A 20,602-nucleotide genomic window follows, 5' to 3' on the forward strand; every position below is an offset into this window, starting at 1 on the left:
CGACTCCGCCCCCGCGCCCCCCGAGCAGGGGGGCGAGGCCGGGCCCCGGGGGGGGCCGCCCCCCCCGGGGTGCCCGCCCTCCGGTGCGCTCTACGGGCTCCCCGCCCCGGGGCTCTTCGCCCCTCGGCGCGCCTACTTGGGCATCAGGACGGTGTCGACGATGTGGACCGTGGCGTTGGCCGTCGTGACATTGCCGCAGACGACCTTCGCGCTCTCGTTCACCGTGTACGCCTCGTCCGCGCCGGCCGTGGTGATCATCCCCTTCTGGAGCGTCTCGAAGGAACCGCTCCTCAGCTGCTCGGGCGCGAGGGTCTCGCCCACCACGTGGTAGGTGAGAACCTTCGTCAGCAGGTCCTTGTCCGCGAGGACCTTGTCCAGGTCGGCCTTCGGGATCTTCGCGAACGCGTCGTTGGTGGGCGCGAAGACGGTGATGCCCTCGGCGTTGTTGAGGGTGTCCACGAGCCCGGCCTTCTTGACCGCCGTGACCAGGGTGGACAGCGCCGGGTTGTTCGAGGCGGCGGTGGCGACGGGGTCCTTGGCCATGCCGTCGAACGAACCGGAGCCCTCCTTCGGGACGGACTGGCACGCCGTCCCGAACGGCTTGTCCGCGGCCACCGCGGCGTCCTCCTCCACCGCCTTCGACTCCCGCGCCCCCGCGTCGTCCGAGGCGGACTCGGAGGCGGCCGTGTCCTTCCCCGAGTCTGAGCAGGCCGCCAGGGTGAACGGCAGAACGGCCGCGGCGGCGACGGCTGCGGCGGTGCGGCGGAAGCGAAGGGCATTCATCGAAGACTCCATGAGGGTGATCGGGCTCAACGGCGGGACCGCACGCCCCGGCACCGGGCCGGGAGGGACCCCCGACCTCTCGGGCCGTGGATCCCGGACGAGCGGAACCTGCTTTCACCCGGCATTCGGAGCCGCCGCCCGGACGGATTGGTCGATCGTCCGATCAGGTGGCGACCGGCCCCGCGTTGACGCCCCCGCGTTGACGCCCCCGCCCCTCCGGGTCAGGGCCGTCGGCCGAGCAGCTTCCTCGCCCGGTCGAAGGCGCTGTCGCGGTCGGCGGCGAACTCCTCCTTGGTGAAGACCGGGGTGGCCAGATGCGGAGGAATGCCCGGCCCCTCGAAGGAGAACCCGCGAGGGTTGGTGTACTTCTCGTTGGAGAGCGCGAACTGCCAGCCGTTGGGCAGCGAGCGCCCCAGGGTGTCGGAGAAGATCCCCTGGGTGTTCTCCCCGATACGAGTCGTCGGCGAGGGCCGCTCGGACAGCGCCTGGGTGAAGGTCTCCCCGGCGCTGACCGTCGCCCCACCGGTGAGCAGCGCCACCGGACCGGTGTACCGGGGCACGCCCGCGGCCGGCTTCACCCGCAGGGTCTGCCGCCGGGTGAACCGCGTGTCGTCGTGCGGATCGTTCCGCGCCTGCTTGGCGAAGGCCGCGTACGGACGGTCCGTCAGCCGGGACGCGATCTGGAGCCCGAGCCCGTCGAACCCGCCTCCGTTGACCCGTACGTCCACGATCAGCCCGCGCCACGCCCCCGGCCCCGAGGTGCGCGCCCGGGTGATGATCCGGTCCAGGACCCGAGCGAGTTCGGGGGAGTCGGCGGCGTACGCGGGGGCCCCGGCGGTGTACGCGACGAAGCGGCTGATCCGCAGATAGCCGATGCCGCCGGGCAGGTCCGCGTAGCCGATCGCGCCGTTGGCGTACTCGCGCAGCGGCTTCCCGCCCAGATCGCGGCGCTCGACGAACTCCTTGACCAGATCGTCGTACTCCTTGCTGGGATCGGCCGTCCCGGGCCGTCCGGTCTGGAAGAAGCGGGTCAGCTCGGGGGTGTTCGCGGCCAGCGCGACATGCCCGTCCCGCAGCGGGGTGACCATCTCGCTGAGAATGTCGAACAGTTCGCCGGGAGACGTCCCGGCGTGGACCCTGGGCCGGTACTTCGCCCGGGCCGCGTCCCAGTCGACCCCCCGGGCGGCGAAGAACGCGTAATTCTCCTCGAAGGTCTGCCAGAAGACGTCGAACGTGGCCACCGGATCCTTCTCCGGCGCCCGGCCGCACCGCTCCGGCAGGGCCTCGACACGGCGCATCCGCCGGGTGTCCACCGCGGCGTCCAGGCTCAGGGACGCGCGGTCGCCCGGCCCGGGCCGTACGGTCAGAACGATGCCGTCCACCTCGAACCGGACCGTGCCGCCGGGGCCCGGACGGCCCGTCTGGCGGGCGGTCGTGCCGGGGAGACAGCTGATGGCCGTGGTGTCCCAGCCGCGCAGCACCCCGTCCGCGATCACGACGCTCATGCCGTAGCCGTCCACCTCCCACACCCCGTCGGCGGGGCCGCCCGCCCGGCCCGCCGACCGGGTCTCCGGGACCGGCGGCGCGGCGGCGGCCGTGCCCACCGAGCCGGCCAGCGCGAGAGCGGTCCCCGCCGCCATGAACACGCCCCGCCCGGCCCGGCGGCCGGATCTGCGGCGGCCGGGCCCGCCGCGCCCGGCCGGCGTCACTGATGTCACCATGTCTCTCCCTCGATCGGTCGGCCCTCATCGTCCCCGGCACGGCCCGCCCGCCGCGTCCTCCCAGCGGTGCGCGAAGCGTCAACCGGTAGCCGTACGGATCGAGTTGGCACCCTTAAGGGTTCGCCTGGGACCCGGCCGCCGGAGTTCGGGGGCGAGGCCCTCCTCGATGAGGATTCGGGGCGGCCGGGGGAGCGTGAGGATGAGGTGGTCCGCCTCACCCGGCAGAAAGGCCAGCCCCCGATGAACGTCAACCCGATGAACCGCCGAACGGTGCTCGCGGCGTCCGCGGCCGCCGCTCTCGCGCTCTCCGCCGCACCCGCGGCGGCCGTGCCCCGGCGGGGGAGCGCACCCGGCGGCGGACATCCGCAGGCCGAGGCGCTGCGGGCGGCGCTGGCCGGACTCCCGGACGGGGAGGCGACGAGCGCGGTGGTACGGGCCGGCGGCCGGGACGGCCGCTGGGAGGGGAGCGCCGGAGTACGGGACGTCCGACGGCCGGGCCCGGCCCTCGCCCACGGCCGGTTCCGCGCCGGCTCGGTGACCAAGGTCGTGACGGCCGCCCTGGTGCTGCGCCTCGCCGCCGACGGCGCGATCGACCTCGGCCGGCCGGTGAAGCACTATCTGCCGGATCTGCTCACACCGGCCTTCGAGCCCGTATCCGTACGGCAGTTGCTCAACCACACCAGCGGCATCCAGCCCGGCGACGTCGGCTTCGGCGAATCCTGGGAGGAGCGGTACGCCCACCGCTTCGACACGCTCGACCCGCGGGAGGTGGTTGCCTCCGGAGTGGCGAAGGGGCCGGAGTTCCGCCCCGGCGCCCGACAGCACTATCTGAACGTCAACTACACGATCCTCGCCATGCTGGTCGAGGAAGTGACCGGACGGTCGTACGAGGAGGGGGCGGCCCGGTACGTCCTCGGGCCGGCCGGTATGCGGCACACCTCGTTCCCCGGCGGCGATCCGAGGCTGCGCGGCCCGCACAACCGGGGATATCAGCTGGTCGGCGGGGAGCATGTGGATGTGACCGAGTGGAATGTGGCGGACCGCTGGGCGGCGGGGGACATGATCTCGACCGTCGACGATCTGGAACGGCTGATGACGGCGCTCTTCCGCGCCAGGGTCGTGCCGCGGAAGCAGCTGAGCGAGATGTTCACGGTCCCCCCGGGCATCCCGGGCGCGAGCCGGACCGCCGGAATGCAGCGTTTCATGGTCGGCGGCGTCGAGGCCTGGGGCAAGACCGGGGCCCGCCCCGGCTACAACTCCGCCTTCGTCGCCACCCGGGACCTCTCCCGTACGGTCGTCTACTCGGTCACCGGCACCGACGCGCACGCCCAGGGAGAGCGCGTCGGTCTGCGCTTCGGCTTCCCCGCGCTCCTCCGGCCCGAGCCGGTCCCCTCGGCCACCGCGTGAGCCGGACAGGCGCCGGGGCGGGGCCGCGTGACGCGGCCCCGCCCCGGCGGGGGGTGTGTCACACCCCGGTTCCCTCGTTCCACGCGCCCACGACCATCTCGGTCGTGAAGCCGGGGCCGAACGCGACGACGAGGCCGGGCGACGCGTGCTCGGGCGATCCGTCGTCATGGTGACGTCTGAGGACGTCGAACACGGAGACGCTCGACGTGTTGCCGATCCGCGCCATGCTCTCCCGGCTGTGCCGCAGCGCGCCGTCCGGAAGGGAGAGGCCCTTCTCCACACCGTCCATGATCAGCGGGCCGCCCGTGTGGGAGACGCAGAACCCCAGGTCACCGGGTTTTGTGCCGAACTCCGCGAGGAAGGACTCTATTTCGGGTATCACCTTCGGCACGGTGTTGCGAACGCGCGGATCGGTCTTGAAGTGGAACCCCCGCTCAGTGGTCTGCCCGGCTATCACCGACTGCGACGCGGGGAGGAGATGCTGTCTGACGCCCCACATATGGAATCCGGTGGAAGCGGCGTCGGCACGGCGGAACACGGCGGCCGCCGCGCCGTCGCCGAAGATCCCGTTGGAGATGAAGTCGCTCAGGGTGGACTCGTCCGGCTGGAACGAGAGGGAACTCAGCTCGGCGGCGACGGCGAGGACGGTCGCGTCCGGGTAGGCCTGGAGGAAGTTGAACGCCTCCGCCATGGCGGACACCCCGGCCGCGCAGCCCAGCTGCTGGATCGGCGTCCGGCGCATCGTCGGCCGGCAGCCGATCTCCTGGGCGATGTAGGCGTCGGGCCCGGGCAGCGCGTAGCCCGTGCAGGAGACGAACACCAGATGATCCACCTCCGCCGCCGCGACGCCCGCCGCGTCGAGCGCCCGCCGGGCGGCCTCCGAGCCGAGCCGGACGACCTCCTCGGCGTAGGACGCGTTGCGGACGCCGAAGGAGCGCTCGGAGAAGATCTCCTCAAGCCCGGCCACCAGCCGCCGGGTCTCCACCGTGGTGCTGCGTATCAGGCTCAGTCCGCGTTCGACATGGGGAACGTCGGCGAAGAGTTCGCCGAGCGCGGTGACGATCTCGTCCTGTGTCACCACATGCTCGGGTACGACGACGGCGGGGCGGGTGATCGCGACATGCGTGCTCGTTCCGCGCGCCGGGGGGTGTGTCGCTGACAAGGTGATCTTCCCTTCCAGGGGCTTGGCGTGATGAGTGTGGGGGGATCGCGGGACCGGAGGGGGCGGGCCCGCGACGTGACTCCAAGCGCGGGCGCACGACCGTGTGAACGGTCATGCGCCTGTCAATACCTTTACGGGGAATCATGAGTACCCGGACGGTTTCGCGACAAGATCAACTTTCGGACGCGGCCCCGGCGTCATGCCCCGGCCGAGGCCCGGGGGCGGATCATCGCGCTTGATGAACGATCAACGAATGTCTCAAACTGATCGGCTCTTGCCCTCCGAACAGCCCTCGAAGAGGCGCGGTCCGGCTCTTCGGTGTGTGGAACGAGCTTCCCGCCGGGCGGGCCGAATGGTGAATATCGGCGTCAGCGGATGAGAAAACACAGCAGACCGTGCCTGGTGCGCCGCCTCGCCTTGGAACCGTAGGCGCTCTCCGTCTCGCGCCGTGTGTAGGACGGTGAAGAGGGCCACCGCGCGCCGTCCGCCTTCGCTCCTGGTTCCGGCCAGTCGGCGGCTCTCGGCCTCGTACGCACCGCGGCGCTCTCCGCCGCACCGGATGCTCGAAGGGCGGCCGTACGCGCCGACCGCCCCCCCCCGGGGGGGGAGAGGAGGAGGGCCGCGGATCGCGCCAGAGTCATGACCGGTCTGCGCATGCGCCGGCTCGCGGCCGGTGGAATCGGGCATTCTCTCGCTCAGGCGCGGCGTCCGCGGCGGTCCCTGTCGCGTCCTGCCCGCACCCGACCGGAGACAAGGAGAAGCCATGGGGTGGCAGTTGGAGGAGTACGGGTCGTCCCACGAGGGCCGGGCGGGCGCGGTCCTGCCCGACGGCAGCGAGCCCAAACCGGTGTACATCGACAGCGGCAGCGGCGCCAATGCGCACAGCACCAGCGAGTGGTGGGCCTACGACGGCACGCTGGGAGCGCCGAAGGCGGACCGGGTGCGCGGCTCGTGCTCGTGCGGCTGGCGCGGCACATCCCTCTATCCGCTCGACTGGTCCCAGGTGGACGACGCCGACCCGGACGACTTCGACCTCTCGGGCCCGCACCGCGACTGGCGGCTGCACCTCGCCGATGTCGAGTCCCGCTCGGTGCCGCTGCCCGTCGGGCTCGCCGATCTCCTGGAGCGGCTGGAGCAGCAGCTGAGCGCCCTCGCGGACGACGCGCCGCTGGCCGCGCTGAAGGCCGTCGCCGCGCTGGAGCGCACCACCCACCGCGTCGGCCGGGTCGCCGCCTACGCCGCGGAGGCCGACGAGATCCCCTGGAGCGTCGTCGGCAAGGCCCTCGGCCTCGCCGAGGAGGACGCCCGGTCCCGCATCACCCACTACAGCATCCGGCGCTGAGGCCGCCTCACTCCACCCGCGCGCCCGTCCGGCGGGAACGGCGGGAACAGCCTGAACGGCCGGACGGCCTGAACGGCCGGTGCCGGAGCCCCCGAAAGCACGGAACCGCGGTGGGCGACGGCACGCCCACCGCGGTCGTCACACGTTTCCGTGCCGGCCTGCTCGCCCTACTGCCGCCGGATCAGCGGACGTCGACGTCCACGCAGGCGTAGAAGGCGTTGGGAGTGTCGGCGATGTTCCACACGGCGAGCACCTTCTGCCGGCCGCTGAGGCCGCCGAAGTCGACCTGGTGCGACACGGTCGCACCGGGCCGGGCGCCCCCGTCGTTGAACTCCGCGATCTTCTGGCCGCCGGCGTAGTACTGCCAGGTGCTGGTGGCGTGCCGCGCGGTCAGACGCCAGTTGAAGGTGGTCGTACCGCTGACGGGGGTCACCTTCCATCCCTTGCCGTCGTTGTCGAGCTCGGAGAAGAGGGACTGCCCGCCGCTACAGCTGCGCAGGCCCTTGGGTCCTTCCACGCTCTGGGGTTCGTACTTGATGGGTCCGCAGGGGACGGTGCCGGCGGCGCACTGGGCCTGTCGGCTGGGAGGGGAGGAGATATAGCCGTGAGCACTGGCCGAGCTTGCCGGCAGGCTCACGGCGAGAAGGGGTGCGATTCCCGCGCCGATGACGAAGGCCAGCTTTTTCTTCCCGTTCATGTCCAGCTCCTTCAGCTGTGGAGGCCCCGCGGCTCCTGCCGGGCCTCGCCGAGGGCGGTGACACGCGCTTCGCCGAGCGGCGGCCGGCGTTCTGGGGGTACCGGCGGCCGTGGGTGTGACGGCGAAGTCGTATCGACCCTTGGTCTGGACCATACCCTTGTCAGGTCACGGTCAAATAGATCGGAAGCCGCCATTCCTTCGGGGTGCCGGTCGCCGAACGCCGGTCACCCCGCCCGAAGGGGTGGGTGCCGTCATGAAAAACCGGTCCGGCCCGGTGCGATCGCCGAGGATCACGCCGGGCCGGACCGGAAGCGCGGGAACGCCGGGCTATCGCACGGTGACGTTCTCCGCCTGGGGGCCCTTCGGGCCCTGTGCGACCTCGTACGAGACCTGATCGGCCTCGTTGAGGGACTTGTAGCCCTGGGCCTGGATGGCGGAGAAGTGCACGAAGACGTCCGGGCCGCCGTCGTCCTGCTGGATGAAGCCGAAGCCCTTGTCCGCGTTGAACCACTTCACTGTGCCTGTAGCCATGCTGCTTCCCTTTCGGAGGTGCCGGACGCCTCGAAGCGGGTACGGGACCGCTCCTGATCAGCGCACATCACGGAAGGTACGAGTTCGGCCACCGATGGCGATACGGGGAACTCGGACACCCGAACGCATCTCATGGCCGAAATTCGACCTCCTGTCGATCGAGTGGGCGCTCGGCTCCCGGGGCGGCGGACACGGGTCGGCCGCCGGGGGCGGGGGACCGGCTGCCGACAGTGATCATGGGCCGCCCGCGCCGCCCGCCGCCGATGGGCCGGCTCGGCCGGTATTCGTCCAGCTCACCGGGTTCCCCCCGGGTGGCACCGGCCGGAAATCGCCGCTGATCGCGTGTGTCCCGGCGCTCACGCAGAGTTCGTACGCCGAGTGCGGTCGCGCGAACCCGGTCGAACGGCGGGGCCGGTGGCGAGGGCGGGCGGTGAAGACGGGCGGGTCCGCCGGGCTCGATGTCCTGCGGAACCCGCCGTTCGGTTGTCTGGAAAGAGTTCATCGGTCATGCCCGCAAGGCGGGTTGGCCGACGCCCGCGATTCTGGGAAACCCTCTTTGACCTGCTGTTTCAAGGTGTTGAGCACCTCTCGGGCGCGGTGTGCGAGGGGGTGGTGGCACACCGTTTGAATGGCCGAAGTAGCGTGGGGTTAGCATATGAGCGCCGCCTAGCTCGAAAGAGAATCCTGTGACTGTCAACGAGGACTCGTTCACCAACTGGAAGAACCGCGAAGAGATCGCGGAGTCGATGATCCCGATCATCGGGAAGCTCCACCGGGAGCGGGACGTCACGGTCCTGCTGCACAGCCGCTCCCTGGTGAACAAGTCAGTGGTCAGCATCCTCAAGACCCACCGGTTCGCCCGGCAGATCGCCGGCGAGGAACTCTCGGTCACCGACACGATGCCGTTCCTGAAGGCCCTCACCACGCTCGATCTCGGCCCCTCCCAGATCGACATCGGCATGCTCGCCGCGCTGTACAAGACCGACGACCGGGGTCTGCCGGTCGAGGAGTTCACCGCCGAGACCGTCGCCGGCGCCACGGGCGACAACAAGATCGAGCGCCGCGAGTCCCGCGATGTCGTCCTCTACGGCTTCGGCCGCATCGGCCGCCTCCTCGCCCGTCTGCTCATCGAGAAGGCCGGCTCCGGCAACGGCCTGCGGCTGCGCGCCATCGTCGTCCGCAAGGGCGCCGGCCAGGATCTCGTCAAGCGCGCCTCACTGCTGCGCCGGGACTCCATCCACGGGCAGTTCCAGGGCACGATCACCGTCGACGAGGCGAACAACAGGATCATCGCCAATGGTCACGAGATCACGGTGATCTACTCCGACGACCCCACGGCGGTGGACTACACCGAGTACGGCATCAAGAACGCCATCCTCATCGACAACACCGGCAGGTGGCGCGACCGCGAGGGGCTCTCCAAGCACCTCCGCCCCGGCATCGACAAGGTCGTCCTGACCGCGCCCGGCAAGGGCGACGTCCCCAATGTCGTCCACGGCGTCAACCACGACATGATCAAGCCGGACGAGCAGATCCTCTCCTGCGCCTCCTGCACCACCAACGCGATCGTCCCGCCGCTGAAGGCGATGGCGGACGAGTTCGGCGTGCTGCGCGGCCATGTGGAGACCGTCCACTCGTTCACCAACGACCAGAACCTGCTGGACAACTACCACCCGTCCGACCGCCGGGGCCGCTCCGCGCCGCTCAACATGGTCATCACCGAGACCGGCGCGGCCTCCGCCGTCGCCAAGGCGCTCCCCGACCTCGACGCGAGGATCACCGGCAGCTCGATCCGCGTCCCCGTGCCCGACGTCTCGATCGCGATCCTCAGCCTGCGGCTCGCCCGCGAGACCACCCGTGAGGAAGTCCTCGACCACCTCCGCGATGTCTCGCTGACCTCCCCGCTCAAGCGCCAGATCGACTTCATCAGCGCCCCCGACGCGGTCTCCAGCGACTTCATCGGCTCGCGCCACGCCTCGATCGTCGACGCGGGAGCGACCAAGGTCGAGGGCGACGACGCGATCCTCTACCTCTGGTACGACAACGAGTTCGGCTACTCCTGCCAGGTCATCCGTGTCGTCCAGCACGTGTCCGGGGTGGAGTACCCGACCTACCCGGCCCCGGTGGCCTGATCCCATAGGGCAGGCGGGCCGGCCGGGCGCTCCCCGGCCGGCCCGCCCCACAGCCTTTTCAGCCCCTTCAGCCGATCTTCGCGCCGTACACCTTGTCCACCGTCATGGTCAGCAGCACCCGGCGGTCGGACACCATGACCGAGCGGTACTCCTCCCAGTCCGGATGCTCGCCGGCGGCGGCGCGGTAGTAGTCCACCAGCGCCTGGACCTCGGGGCCCCGCGGATCGGTCCCCGGCCCCACGAGTGTGGCCGTCCCCTCGGCGGTCGCCCACGATTTGCCGTCCTCGCTGGTCGCCTCCAGCGAGGCCCGTGCGTCCCGGCGCAGATTGGCGACCTTCGCGGTCCCCTCGCTCATGGACACCCGGATGACGCCCGCGCCCCGGTCGTACGAGGGCATGACCGGAGAGAGCTGGGGCCGGCCGTCGGACTTGATCGTCGCGAGCACACCGAGTCGGCTGCGCGCGAGCAGCGCGTGCGGATCGAAATCTGTGTCTGCCATGTCGGCCCCAACCCGCCTCCCCCGCCGCGTATTCCGGGTGCCGCCATACGGGGGAGCCGCCGGGACCGCCCCGATACACGACGGATACCCGGCCGAGCGGCATCCGACGAACGGCCTCCGCGACGCCGACACACCGCTCCCGGAGGGTGACCGATGTGTGCGTTCCCGCACGCTCGTTCCCTTCCGGAGGCACAGCCATGCACGCCCAGCACGACCACGATCCGCCCGCCGCCGGTCCCTCCGTGATCCAGGACGAGCACCCCGTACCGCCCACCGGCGCGGACGGCCCCGACGCGCCGCCGGGGACAGGCCGGCGCAGGGGCGTACGCACGGCGGTACTGGCCGCGCTGTACGCGGCCGCCCTGATCGCCCATCCCCTGATCCCCAATGGGAGCCACCGGTCCGGCAGTCTCGTCGAGACGTTTCTGCCCTGGTCCGGCCTGGCGATCCCGCCGCTGCTCCTGCTCGCGCTGTTCCGGCGCTCCAAGGTCGCGCTCGCCGCCGTCACTCTTCCCGCGCTGGCCTGGCTGTATCTGTTCGGCGGCTCACTCGTCGACAAAGGGGAGAAGGGCGGGGAGCTGATCGTGGTCAGCCACAACATCGGCGCGGACAACCCCGACCCGGCGGGCGCCGCCCGCAGGCTCGCGGACACGGGCGCCCAGGTGATCGCGGTGCAGGAACTCTCCCCCGAGGCCCGGGAGACGTTCCACGAGGCCCTCCCTCCCCGCTACCGCCATCACACGGTCCAGGGCGGGGTCGGTCTCTGGAGCACCTACGCGATGACCGGCGCGGAACCCGTGGACATCATGCCGTGGCCCCGCGCCCTGAGAGCGACGCTCAGCACGCCGAAGGGCGATGTCACCGTCTTTGTCGCCCATCTGGCATCGGTCCGGGTCACCCCGATGTCCGGCTTCACCACCGACCGCCGTGACGCCGCGGCCCGGCTTCTCGCGCGAGCCGTCGACCGGGAACGGTCGGAACGGACCCTTCTCGTCGGCGATTTCAACGGAACGGCGGCGGACCGGGGGCTCGCGCCCGTGCTGCGCGGGATGAAGGCGGCCCAGGAGACGGCGGGCGACGGCTTCGGCTTCACCTGGCCCGCGCGGATGCCCCTGGCGCGCATCGACCACATCCTCGCCCGCGGACTTCGCCCGGTCTCCGCGCGGACCCTGCCCGCCACCGCCAGCGACCACCTCCCCGTGACCGCCTCCTTCGCCCTCTGACGCTCTCTGACGCTCTCCGAACCGCCGGAGCCGACCGCGTCGGCCATGGTGGTCGGAGACCGCAGTCGGTACCGTCTCGTCCGTAGAACGTGCCCGAGGGCGACGGCGAACGGCGACGGGATGCGGTGTTTCATGGTCACGAATTGCCCGCGCTGCGGTGGGGCGATGCGACAGGGCCCCGGCGGGGACTGGGTCTGCGGGACCTGTGCGACGGGCCGGGACCCCGAACCGGCCGTCAAGCACCAGGCGTACCAGTACGTCCGGTGCGACAGATGCTTGCAGGTCCGGGCGCTCACCGGACCGAACGGGGGCTATGTGTGCGGTCTCTGCTCCCATGTCGTGGAACCGATGGGATACGCCCGGGAGCGTGAGGAGGGCCTGCGGATCGTGGCCGCGGCCCGGATCGCCCGCACCCGGGCCCGCAGGGAACAGCGCGCCGCCGGGGGCCCCGCCGAGGACGCCGGGGAGTAGCGCCGTCGGCGCCGCTTCCCGCCGCACGGGCGGGAAGCGGCGGCGGTCATCGGGTGCGGTAGGCGTCGACGATGGTCTGGGTGAGGGTGTTCCCGTCGGTGTCGGTCAGCTCGGCGCGCAGCGAGACACCGGTGTCCGCGCGCGGGTTGCGGAAGGTGACGGCACCCCGGGTGACAGGGAGCCGGGTCCAGGTGGCACCGCCGTCCGTGGACGCGGAGACCGTGAGGGAGCGGGTGCGGCCGTTTGCGGCGGCGCCCTGGACGGTGACCGGGATCCGCAGGGCCGCGCCGGCGGGAGCGGTCCCGGTCAGGCTCAGCCCGGGGGAGAAGCGGACCGCGCTCAGCGGAAGCGGCGTCGGGCCGGCCGTGGCGGCGGAGGCGAAGGTCCATGCCGAGGTCACCCGGGTGGCGGTGCCGGGAGCACCGGTGCGCCGGGCCGTGCCGGTCAGGCGATAGGCGGCGCGCCCCGGGGGCACGGTGAAGGCGGCCCGCCCCGGAGTGCTCGCCTCCGGTGCGACGGGCACACCGTCGCGGTGCAGGGTGAACGAGGCGGTCTCGTCCGGGGCCTGATCGGTGGAGGCGCGGCCCTCGCCGTCGGCGAGCAGTGGGAGGTCCACCGCGATCCGGCGGCCTTCGCGCACCGCGCCGGGGCGGCCGGTGAGGTCGGGGCCGAAGACGGCGTTGTCGAAGGTGAGTTTGGTGGTCTCGCCCGCGCGCACACGGACCCCGTCGGCGTGGTAGCTCCTGGCCGTCGCGCCGGACGCGTCCCGGGTCACGTACATGAAGTCCCAGGTGCCGCGCTCCGGTGTCACGAAGTGGGTCGATGTGCCAGGGGTCTTGACGGTGCCGCCGTATCCGACGGTCGGTCCGCCGCTCGGTGTCACGAAGACATTGGCGTACCCGCTCGTGCCCGGCGTGGCGGCCGCGTCCACGCGGACGGTGGCCAGGTCCCGCCGGGCGGGGCGCCGGGTGAGGCCGGTCAGTGCGCGGTCGCCGGTGAAGGTGTAGCCGAGGGAGTAGACGCCGTTCCCGGCCTCCCAGTGGCCGTCGAACCACTGCCGCACCGAACCCGGTTCCGCCGCGGGGCCGAGGTGGGCGACGCGCAGTTCCGCGCCGCCGGTGGAGACATTGGGGTGGTGGGTGACGCCGTTGTGGGTGATCTCGGCCACCATCATGCCGACATAGAGCTTCGCGGCACGGTCGGGAGGGCGGACGTCGACGGCGGCGGTGGTCCGCGCGTCGACGGTGACCGTGGTGTCGCGGTCGAGGTCGAGGCGCGGCTGGACGATCCAGTCGATGCCGTCCACCGGCTCGCTCTTGTGGAGCGTGCTGTCCAGGGCGTACCGCCCCCGGGGCAGCCGGACCACGGTGGTGCCGGACGCGTCGTGCGGTTTGACGGACGTGCCCGCGTTCGGCCCCGAGAGGCCGTGGACGCCGGTGATGTAGTCCGCCGTGGCGCGGCCGGTGCGGTCGAGATGGTTGATCGTCAGGGTGTACGTCTCGGGCCGCTCGGCGGAGGCGGAGGCCGCCGTGCCCGAGGCGGGGATCGCGCCGCCGACGAGGGCGACGCTGACGGCCAGGGCGCGCAGGACGCTCCGGCGGGGTGCGGAAGGAATGGTCATGATGTGCACTGCCCTCAGGAGCACCCGAGTTCCGTGAACTGGATCACACCGGCCGAACGCCAGCCGGGGAGCGGGCGGTCCGCGTAGGGTCGGAGACGTGATCATTTGGCTGAACGGAACTTTCGGCGCGGGCAAGACCACCACCGCGAAAGAGCTGACCTCCCGGATCCCGGACTCCAGACTCTTCGACGCCGAGAAGGTCGGGGAGATGCTGTGGCATGTACTGGGCGTGCCCGAGCGGGACTTCCAGGACTTCCCGCCCTGGCGGGGCCTGGTGGTGGAGACCGCGCGGCAGGTGCTCGACCATGTCGGCGGCACCCTGGTGGTCACCCAGACCGTTCTGGTCGAGCGGTACTGGCAGGAGATCCGTACGGGCCTGGCGGCGGCCGGCATCCCGGTGCACCACTTCCTGCTGGACACCGACCGGGACACGCTGGTGAACCGCATCGAGACCGACACGGTGCCGGAGAGCGTCAGCGCCCGCCAGTGGCGTCTCGACCATCTGCCGGAGTATCAGCGATCCCTGCCCTGGCTCCGCCGGGAGGCCGAAGTCGTCGACACCACCGGGATCCCCCCGTCCGGGGTCGCGGAGATCATCATGACGAGGGTCGGGAGCGCGTAGCCGTCGGCGCCTGGCCGCCTACCGGCATCGCTCCCACCGCTCCCGGGTGAGTTCGTACTCGACCTCGCCGTGTTCGGAGCCCTCGATCACGTCGGGCCAGTCGCCGGTGAAGTTCCGGAGGAACGACAGGCCCGACTTCTCCATCACCCGGCGGGACCCCGCGTTGACCGCCATGGTGTTCGCCGTCACCCGCTCCACCCCGAGGTCGGTGAATCCCTTGTGGATCAGGGCCCGCGAACCCTCGGTGGCGTATCCGCGGCCCCAGGCGGCTTTGTTGAGCCGGTAGCCGAGTTCGACGGCGGCGGGGCCGGGGTCGTCCAGGGGGCGGAATTCGAACCAGCCCAGGAAGGTTCCGGTGGCCTTCTCCAGGGCGGCCCAGTAGCCGCGGGACCCGGTGCGGGGGTGGTCGAGGAGGAGCCGGGGCAGGGTGTGCGTCCGGATCTCGGCCGGGGTCGTCGGCCGGCCCCCGTTGATGAAGCGCATGACGTCGGGGTCGTTGTCCAGGGCGAGAAGGCGGTCGGCGTCGGCCTCGGTGAACGGGCGCAGTACGAGACGTTCGGTCTCCAGGAAGACGGTCATGCCGCGATCCTCGCCACCGGAGCCGGATACCTCCACCGAATAATCGAGTGCTCGCGCACGGCCTACCGGGCGCGGCCCATCGGCAGCAGGTACTGAAGGGGCCGGTCCAGGTCGTCCAGTCCGAACACCTCGTGGGCCAGGTCGTCGCGGAAGCCGCCGAGCGGGGTGGTGGCGAGGTCCAGCGCGGTGGCCGCGAGGAGGAGGGACTGCGCGAGATGGCCCGTCTCCAGGAGGCCGAGGCGCAGGGCGCGCAGACCGTAGCGCTCCCGGAGCAGGCCGAGGTTCGCGTACAGCCCGAGGAGCACCGGGAGCCCGTCGGGGGTGATGCCGTCGGGGTCGCCGGGGGGTCGGGAGAGATAGGAGGAGAGCGAGCCGACCTCCTGGGAGGTGGGCGCGGGGCCGATGAGCCGCAGGGACCGCCGGTCCGGCAGACACTGGTAGGTGCCCGGGGGCAGACCGTCGACGTCCAGGGCGATCAGCCGGATGCCGGCGGTGTAGAGGGCCCCGGCGCTCGGATACGGGCGGTGGCGCATCAGCCGCTCGCTCCCGTCCGCGAGCCGCTGCACCGAGGTGTGCCCGGAGGAGTGCGCCCCCCACAGCAGGGTGCCGAGCGTCCTCGCGTCCAGCGGGCCCGACAGCGCGCCGCGCCGGGAGACCCGGCCCGTCATCACCGTACGCAGACCCGTGTCGGGGAGCGGATCGGCGGCGAGGGGGATCTCGGTCCGGTCCTGGACGTCGTCGCCGGGTGCGGGCCCGAAGAGGGAGGGCGGCAGCTCGCGGGCCGCCGAGTCCTGTTCGCGTCCGAGGTGGAACTTGCTCCGCTCCAGATACTGCCGGTCGGGGGAGAGATGCCCGGCGGGGAAGTACGAGGCGTCCTCGCCCCGGTCGAGGAGCGTCCGCGCGGCGAGACGGCACACGGCCCGCTCCTCGTCGGGCGCGGTTCCCAGCCGGTTGAACAGCATGTGCAGCTGGGAGGCCCACACCCGGGGACGGTCCGCGGAGGGCGCGAGGGACCTCAGCGTCTCGTCGGCGGCCCGGACGCCGTGGTACCAGTCCAGCAGCGGGGCGGGGGCCGTGCCCTCGTCCAGCCCCCGCCGTACCGACTCCGCGCGGGCGGCGAGGGCCTCGCGCTGGAGCGTGTAGACGAGGTTGACCTTGGTGTGGATGTGATGGGGGGCGAGCAGCGGGACATCCTCGGCCCATCGCCAGCCCGCCGCGTGCCGCCGCAGCCACCGCGCCGCCGCCAGCGGGTCCATGCCGCAGGCGAGGGCCGTGGTGTGGGCGAGATCGACGGCGAGGGCGAGCCGCGCACTGCCGCGCGGCGCTCCGGCCAGGGCTCGCACCGCCACCCGGCTGGAGAGCATGAACACCTCCTCCGCCACCGGCAGGGCGTCCGGCCCGCCGTACCGCGCGGTCTCCGGGACGTACGGCTCCGGGCGGACCTCGGCATGCCGCGCGCGCCGCTCCGGAAGGCTCCCGTCCGCCCGCTCCGGCGGCGGCGGGCCGTCGGCGACCGCCAGTCGTCCCGCCATCCGCGTCAGCGTCCCCGGCAGCGCCGCGGCCTCGGCCGGGTCGGCTCCCCGCACCCGGACGCGCAGATGGGGTCCGCCCTCGTCGTAGCGGATGTAGAACCAGCCGGTGGCCCCGCCCCGGGCGACGAGCCCGTCGAGCAGCGGGGCCAGCTCCTCGTGGAGGAAGGCGTCGTTGTCCTCGGGGGCGGACCGCAGGAAGCAGTGGAGGCTCAGCCAGCCGTCCGGGCCGCCCGCCGGGCCGTCCCCGGGCCGCGCCGGGGGTTCTGTCGTCACAACGATGGGGTCCGTCACTGAGTGTCCTGGTCGCTCGGCGCGTCACGGAAGGGGGGGCACGGGAGTCGGGAGTACGGGGGGGTACGGGGTACGGGGAGCCGGTGGCTCAGGGGAACGGGTGCGGGTGCGGGGAGAGTTCGTCGTGGCGGAGCACCCGGTCCGCCCGGCCCAGCCGGTACGGCGTCTCAAGGAGCCGGGGGAGCCCCAGGGTGCGCCGGTTGACGTGCCCGAAGGTCATGGGCAGGGACCCGGGGACGACGACCTTGACGGTACGCAGACCGAGCCGGTCCCGGACGCCGGGCTCGTCCTGGGGGACGACGACGACCTCCAGCCCCAGTCCGGCCAGCCGGTCCACCGTCCGCTCCAGGAGCGAGGTGAGATCCGGCACCGGTTCGGGCGCGCCGGGCCAGATCTCGCGCCAGTCGGCCGCCGGACCGCCCCGGTCGCCGTCCCCGTGGAGGAAGTCCAGCCGGGACCGCGCCTCGGGCAGGGTGTTCACGGCCACATGGTCCGACAGCGTCAGGACCAGCTCGGGCCGCTCCAGCATGGGCAGCAGCCGCCGCCGGTCGTACAGCTCCGGTTCGGCGCGGTGCCGGTGCACGGCGTTGATCACATTGGTCACGACCTCGGCGACGGCGGAGCGGATCGCCGCGCGCGGATCATGATGCCCTCCGGCGGCGACGAACGCCTGCGGGGCCGTGGGGGGTTCGCCCCGGTGCAGGGCGACGGCCAGCACCACGGGCACGCCCAGGTCGTTGGTGGCGTCGAACAGGGTCACCCGGTACCCCGCGAGCGCCGCGCGGTCGGTCAGATGGGCCACTTCCGGGTCGTCGGCGGGCGGGGCGAGTCGGCGCAGCGGGGTGCGCGCGTACCAGGCCATCAGGAACGCGTCCCGCTCGGCGACCTCGAACAGGCCGTACAGCGCCGCCTCCTGGGGGCTGTTGCCCAGACCGCAGCCGTTGGAGCACTCGTACACCACCCGGGGTCTGCCCGGGCTCGGGTCCCAGTAGGCGACGTGCTCGGGCACCGCCATGGGCCGATCGTGGGTCAGGGACCAGCCGTGCACCCACTCCAGGGGGAGTTCCGGGGTGTACGGGACGGTCGCGGACGCCGGATGGCCGTGGTGCACGGGGTCCGGCAGACCGAGCCGTACCGGATCCACCGCCCGCTCGGGCCCCAGCTCGGCGTAGGGCGCGCGCAGCACGGTCCGCAGGCCGGTCGGGCTCATCGACGCGAGGCGTTCGGCCGCCTCGAAGAGCGCGACGCGCTCGCTGCCGTCGAAGTCGAGGCTCCGCCCGTAGCCGCCGTCGCGCCCGTGGCGGCCGAAGGTGACGTACGCGCTCGTCAGGCTGTGCACGGACTCCTCGGTCCGCAGAATCTGGTTGACCGGCCCGAACCGCTCGTCGAACAGCTCGGCGCGCAGACCCGCCGCGCCCGTGCGCGCGTTGGGCTCGCGCAGTGTCGCGGGGTCGTGCGGGGGCCTCGGCAGACGGCGTGCCTCCGGGCCGATGGCGGCCTCGGCGGCCTCGGCCCCGTCGGGCGGCAGCGGCAGGCACACCGGACAGCCGCCCACGGGCCGGAACTCATGGGTCGACCAGGTGGCCCGGCCGCTGTGGACGACATGCACCACCGCTCCCGCGCCCGCGTCCGATTCCGGCCCCGTGTCCGGCCCCGCGTGCGGTTCCGACGGCGTTCCGTCCGCGAGCAGTTCGGCGGCCAGCACACCGACGGCGTCGAGGAAGGCGGGCGACGGCCGGCCCGCGAGCCGGAGTCCCGGGCTGTTCCAGGGGGCCCGGCCGCCGATGGTCGCCAGCCGCCGGTACTCGCCGCAGGACAGGCACCCGCGCGCGCCGGGCCGCAGCACGGGCCCCACCACGGTGATCGCCCCGTCGCTCCGGACGGGGACGAGGGTCACCGGGTGCCGCAGCGCGTGGCGGGACAGCTCCGCCGCCGTGCCGAGACTCCACTCGTCGAGGAGCACGAGGGCGCTTCCCCCGGTCAGGCGCAGGGCCTCCGGTGCGCCGAGAACGACCGGATGCCGTTCGGCCAGGGCGTGCCGGAGCAGATCCGCTGAGGTCACCGGGGTCCTTCCACGGGGGTGTTGGGCATGGGCCGTGACGTGCCGCCGGTCCGGTCCCGGCCGGGGGCCGGGGCCAGGGAGAGAACCGAGAAGCCGCACTGCCGCAGCGCGGACCACACCGGGCGCGCGGGCGTGCCGGGCGCGGGCTCCCACGGGCGCGGGGAGCGCCCGGTCGCCCCGGCCAGCGCGTCCTGGAGGTATCCCTCCCGGCCGGCCGTCTCCCCGAGCCAGGCCGTCGTCCAGCCCGCGTCCTCCCACGGGGCCCGCTCCGAGGCCGCGCCGAGCATGGCCGAGGCGCCGCTGGGCAGCGTGAGGAACCGGAGGTCCGGGGCGTTCGCCTCCGACTGGATCCGGACCGCCGCCGACAGCGCGGCATAGGCCACCGCGTCGTCCGCCGTCGCCTCCACGGCCGTGCCGAGGACACGCGGCGGACCGCCCGCGACCGTACGCCCGCGCACCACGGCACGGAACGCGCCGGGGTCCACGGCGATACGGGACACCTCCGCCTCCGCGTCCACGCCGAGCCGCCGGACCAGCACGGACCACCAGTGCCGCGCCTGCGGATGGACCGTGCCCCGCGGTCGCCACGCCACCGGACGGCCGGGCGGTCCGGCCGGGGCTTCGACGGGTGTCCGGCCCGCCGCGTCCCGATGGCCCGCGGCCCGGCGCAGGGCCCGGCCGCGCGCGTGCCCGGGGCCGGCTCCGACGACGAGATCCAGGCCCGCGCCCCCCAGGCGCAGTTCGGCGGCGCGGCACACCGCGTCGAGCCGGGCGAGGTCCGCCCGCGCCGCTCCGGAGAGCAGTCCGCCCTCCGGCGTCGCGCAGCGGACCAGGGCCACGGGGAGCTGCGGCAGCGCGCCGGGGGAGGGCGCGTCCAGCACGCCCAGCTCGCCGTCGCCGAGCACCGGGATCCGGGCCAGCGCATCGGCCAGGGTCCGGGGGACCGCGCCGGGGAGGGCCCGGTCCGCGTCCACGAGGTCCGGCCCCAGCCAGGTCCGGTACTCGCCCCGCAGCGGCCGTTCGCCCGCGACGAGCGCGGCGGGCCGGTCCGGCAGCAGCCGGGCGCCGCCCGCCTCGGCGGACGGATCGGGCAGCCCGGCGGCGGCGCACAGCAGACGCTGCGCCGCCGAGGCGGCCACGAGCGCGGTCAGCGCCGGGTGCTCCCCGGGCTCCCCGAGCCCTCCGGTCCGCGAGACCCGGCCAAGCCGTTCGGCGAGAGCCGCCGCATCCGCCCGCGCCTGCCGCGGGCTGCCCACGGGGGTGACGAACCCGAAGCCCGCGTACACCCCGGCGGACACGGCGAGTTCGCCGTCGGGCAGGGACGCGACCAGCAGGAGCCGGCCGTCCGGCAGCTCCTCCCGGGCCCGCTCGGCCCCGGTGCCGCCGTGGTCCAGAGCCCGCCCGGCGGCGCGGGCGAACGCCCCGTCGGGCCGGGTGCCGAGCACCCGCGCCCGGGTCCCGGCGAGGCGGGCCGCCGCCTGTGCGGGCCGGTCGGCGACCGTGTCCAGCCACTGCCCCGCGAGTCCGCCGGCGAGTCCGCCGCCGTCGTGCCCGCCCCGCTCGACCAGCAGATCGTGCTCACTCAGCCGGTCGATCAGGGAGACCAGGGCCGCCCGCAGCGGTGAACCGGCCGGGACCGCGCCCGCCAGGGCCCTACCGCCGTCCGTCGCGAGCGCCTCGGCCAGGTGCTCCCACAGCGCGGGGAGCGCGGGGCTGCCCTCCAGCGAGACGCTCGTGATCCAGCCCCGCAGATGCACCCCGTCCCTGAGCACGGTCGCCGTGACCCCGGGCCGCAGCCGCCGGTGCCGCAGGGAGTCCAGCGCGTCCGGTGCGTCCGGTGCGTCCGGCGGCGCGGGGGCGCTCGTCGCCGACTGACGGCCGCTCATATGTGTCCTCTCGGGTTCGTCCCGCCGGATGTGCCCGGCGA

17 protein-coding genes are annotated in these 20,602 nt (G+C 73.1%); 6 read left to right on the forward strand and 11 right to left on the reverse strand.

Annotated features, from left to right (window positions below; genetic code table 11):
- Positions 1 to 132: 132 nt before the first annotated feature.
- Complete coding sequence (locus IE247_RS25145) at positions 133 to 783, reverse strand: fasciclin domain-containing protein (RefSeq protein ID WP_190125548.1); 651 nt, start codon at positions 781 to 783, stop codon at positions 133 to 135.
- A gap of 221 nt (positions 784 to 1,004) precedes the next feature.
- Positions 1,005 to 2,504 carry a S41 family peptidase gene (locus tag IE247_RS25150; RefSeq protein ID WP_190125549.1) on the reverse strand — a complete coding sequence of 500 codons (1,500 nt, stop codon included), beginning with the start codon at positions 2,502 to 2,504 and terminating at the stop codon, positions 1,005 to 1,007.
- A gap of 255 nt (positions 2,505 to 2,759) precedes the next feature.
- Between IE247_RS25150 and IE247_RS25155 the strand changes: the two genes are divergently transcribed.
- Entirely contained in the window at positions 2,760 to 3,911 is a 1,152-nt protein-coding gene (locus IE247_RS25155; RefSeq protein ID WP_190125550.1) for a serine hydrolase domain-containing protein, read from the forward strand.
- A gap of 58 nt (positions 3,912 to 3,969) precedes the next feature.
- Here IE247_RS25155 and IE247_RS25160 read toward each other — a convergent pair whose 3' ends face one another.
- Positions 3,970 to 5,073 carry a type III polyketide synthase gene (locus IE247_RS25160; RefSeq protein ID WP_190125551.1) on the reverse strand — a complete coding sequence of 368 codons (1,104 nt, stop codon included), beginning with the start codon at positions 5,071 to 5,073 and terminating at the stop codon, positions 3,970 to 3,972.
- 763 nt (positions 5,074 to 5,836) lie between these two features.
- Between IE247_RS25160 and IE247_RS25165 the strand changes: the two genes are divergently transcribed.
- Positions 5,837 to 6,415: a hypothetical protein gene (locus IE247_RS25165; protein ID WP_190125552.1), complete on the forward strand. Its 579-nt coding sequence runs from the start codon at positions 5,837 to 5,839 to the stop codon at positions 6,413 to 6,415.
- A gap of 181 nt (positions 6,416 to 6,596) precedes the next feature.
- On the opposite strand, the gene IE247_RS25170 is transcribed toward IE247_RS25165, so the two are convergent.
- Positions 6,597 to 7,112, reverse strand: coding sequence for a lytic polysaccharide monooxygenase auxiliary activity family 9 protein (locus tag IE247_RS25170; protein WP_190125553.1), 516 nt, complete (start codon positions 7,110 to 7,112; stop codon positions 6,597 to 6,599).
- A gap of 327 nt (positions 7,113 to 7,439) precedes the next feature.
- A complete protein-coding gene (locus tag IE247_RS25175; protein WP_190125554.1) occupies positions 7,440 to 7,643 on the reverse strand; it encodes a cold-shock protein in 204 nt (67 codons plus the stop codon).
- Between the two features lie 686 nt (positions 7,644 to 8,329).
- Here IE247_RS25175 and IE247_RS25180 point away from each other — a divergent pair.
- Positions 8,330 to 9,775, forward strand: a complete 1,446-nt coding sequence (locus IE247_RS25180; protein ID WP_190125555.1) for a glyceraldehyde-3-phosphate dehydrogenase — start codon at positions 8,330 to 8,332, stop codon at positions 9,773 to 9,775.
- A gap of 67 nt (positions 9,776 to 9,842) precedes the next feature.
- Here the strand turns inward: IE247_RS25180 and IE247_RS25185 are convergent, their stop codons facing one another.
- Positions 9,843 to 10,274 (reverse strand): PPOX class F420-dependent oxidoreductase, encoded by a 432-nt coding sequence (locus tag IE247_RS25185; protein WP_190125556.1) that lies wholly within the window; start codon positions 10,272 to 10,274, stop codon positions 9,843 to 9,845.
- 197 nt (positions 10,275 to 10,471) lie between these two features.
- On the opposite strand from IE247_RS25185, the gene IE247_RS25190 reads away from it, so the two are divergent.
- Positions 10,472 to 11,497, forward strand: a complete 1,026-nt coding sequence (locus tag IE247_RS25190) for an endonuclease/exonuclease/phosphatase family protein (protein ID WP_190125557.1) — start codon at positions 10,472 to 10,474, stop codon at positions 11,495 to 11,497.
- Positions 11,498 to 11,662: 165 nt separating this feature from the next.
- Positions 11,663 to 11,968, forward strand: coding sequence for a hypothetical protein (locus IE247_RS25195; RefSeq protein ID WP_190125558.1), 306 nt, complete (start codon positions 11,663 to 11,665; stop codon positions 11,966 to 11,968).
- 46 nt (positions 11,969 to 12,014) lie between these two features.
- Here the strand turns inward: IE247_RS25195 and IE247_RS25200 are convergent, their stop codons facing one another.
- Positions 12,015 to 13,589, reverse strand: a complete 1,575-nt coding sequence (locus IE247_RS25200) for a serine protease (RefSeq protein WP_190125559.1) — start codon at positions 13,587 to 13,589, stop codon at positions 12,015 to 12,017.
- 97 nt (positions 13,590 to 13,686) lie between these two features.
- On the opposite strand from IE247_RS25200, the gene IE247_RS25205 reads away from it, so the two are divergent.
- Positions 13,687 to 14,211, forward strand: coding sequence for a P-loop nucleotide/nucleoside kinase family protein (locus IE247_RS25205; RefSeq protein WP_190125560.1), 525 nt, complete (start codon positions 13,687 to 13,689; stop codon positions 14,209 to 14,211).
- A gap of 18 nt (positions 14,212 to 14,229) precedes the next feature.
- Here IE247_RS25205 and IE247_RS25210 read toward each other — a convergent pair whose 3' ends face one another.
- The 4 genes from IE247_RS25210 to IE247_RS25225 all read right to left on the reverse strand — a co-directional run bounded on the left by IE247_RS25210 (position 14,230) and on the right by IE247_RS25225 (position 20,561).
- Positions 14,230 to 14,790: a GNAT family N-acetyltransferase gene (locus IE247_RS25210; RefSeq protein WP_190125561.1), complete on the reverse strand. Its 561-nt coding sequence runs from the start codon at positions 14,788 to 14,790 to the stop codon at positions 14,230 to 14,232.
- 62 nt (positions 14,791 to 14,852) lie between these two features.
- Positions 14,853 to 16,595 carry a thiopeptide-type bacteriocin biosynthesis protein gene (locus IE247_RS25215; protein WP_190125562.1) on the reverse strand — a complete coding sequence of 581 codons (1,743 nt, stop codon included), beginning with the start codon at positions 16,593 to 16,595 and terminating at the stop codon, positions 14,853 to 14,855.
- 106 nt (positions 16,596 to 16,701) lie between these two features.
- Entirely contained in the window at positions 16,702 to 18,675 is a 1,974-nt protein-coding gene (locus IE247_RS25220) for a TOMM precursor leader peptide-binding protein (RefSeq protein ID WP_190125563.1), read from the reverse strand.
- Complete coding sequence (locus tag IE247_RS25225) at positions 18,672 to 20,561, reverse strand: hypothetical protein (protein WP_190125564.1); 1,890 nt, start codon at positions 20,559 to 20,561, stop codon at positions 18,672 to 18,674. The genes IE247_RS25220 and IE247_RS25225 overlap by 4 nt, the downstream gene beginning before the upstream one ends.
- Between the last annotated feature and the right edge of the window lie 41 nt (positions 20,562 to 20,602).

This window comes from Streptomyces inusitatus (genome assembly GCF_014651115.1).
Taxonomy (GTDB): Bacteria; Actinomycetota; Actinomycetes; order Streptomycetales; family Streptomycetaceae; genus Streptomyces; species Streptomyces amakusaensis.